Annotated in this window: 1 protein-coding gene; it reads left to right on the forward strand. The window is 41.7% G+C overall.

All coding sequences use genetic code 11. The features are described from left to right. The first annotated feature begins 72 nt into the window (after positions 1-72). Positions 73-1,089 (forward strand): IS110 family RNA-guided transposase, encoded by a 1,017-nt coding sequence (locus K0625_RS24260; protein WP_220111920.1) that lies wholly within the window; start codon positions 73-75, stop codon positions 1,087-1,089. Positions 1,090-1,332 lie beyond the last annotated feature (243 nt).

Below are 1,332 nucleotides of genomic sequence, written 5' to 3' on the forward strand. Positions count from 1 at the left end.
TTAATAAGATGGTACGCCCCAACCTAGTGTTAAACTCCAGTTTGTCTGGTTAACAAAGAAGAGGTGGTCATCATGTCTAACTTTCGCGTTATAGGGATTGATTTAGGTAAAAGCACATTTCATCTTATTGCGCATGACTACGCTGGGAGGGAAGTGCTTCGTAAGAAGTTAACCAGACCGAGGCTGATTCAATTCTTATCCATTCAAGAGCCAACCATTATCGCAATGGAAGCCTGTGGTGGCTGCCATTGGCTTGCTAGAAAATGTGAATCATATGGTCATCAAGTTAAATTGATCCCCGCTCAATATGTAAAACCTTACGTTAAAACTCACAAAAATGACTTCATTGATGCGGATGCCATTGCTGAAGCGGCAATGAGGCCCAGCATGAGATTCACATCACCAAAAAGTGAAACCGCACAAGTCGTCACTGTCATTCGCCGTATACGTTCGGGCTACATCAAAGAAAGAACTGCCAGCATGAATAGAATTGGCTCTATGTTGCTTGAGTTTGGTATGAGCTTTCCCAGAGGCCATGCCCATATGAAAAAGCTGTTCCAATGGCTAGCAGATAAAGGTGAACCTATCCCTTTAACATTGATGGTCGAGGTGCAGGAGTTACATGAATACTACAAACATCTGAACGAATTAATAAAAAAACAAGATAAGAAATTGCAGTTGTTACTTAATGAAAACCCATTAATGCAGTTACTACAGTCAATACCTGGTGTAGGGCCAATGACAGCTGCTTGTTGCTTATCAAATGTAGGGAATGCATCAGATTTTAAGAATGGCCGAAATTTTGCTGCTTGGATTGGTCTGGTTCCGTTTCAATACTCCACAGGGGGAAAGACAAGGATGCTTGGCATTTCTAAACGGGGTAATAAAGAACTGCGGGAATTGTTTGTTGATGCCGCACGAGTCATTGTGTCGAGGCCTGAGACATCTGAGCGGTATTTTGGTCATTGGTTAACAGAGTTAAGAATGAGGAAACCGTTCAATGTTGCGGTTGTCGCATTAGCAAATAAATTAGCGCGTATAGCTTGGTCAGTAATGACAAGCCAGAAAGCGTTTGAGTTAAGAGTTTAAATCGAGTTACTACCGAGTTTGCAGATGATAAAAATAGATGACAAAACGGTTAGACCACCAGATTGAAGACCTGATGGACAGAACAGCAATTAATATGCTTTCACGTTTTTGAGGACAATCTGGCGCGGATCTCATCGTAGAGCTGGGACTAATGAAGGTCTCAATAGACTCTGAATACATTAGCGCAAACCAACTCCTGTTATCTTGCTTTATTATTTGCAATAACGGGGCGTACCATACATT

This window comes from Shewanella nanhaiensis (genome assembly GCF_019457885.1).
Lineage (GTDB): Bacteria > Pseudomonadota > Gammaproteobacteria > Enterobacterales > Shewanellaceae > Shewanella > Shewanella nanhaiensis.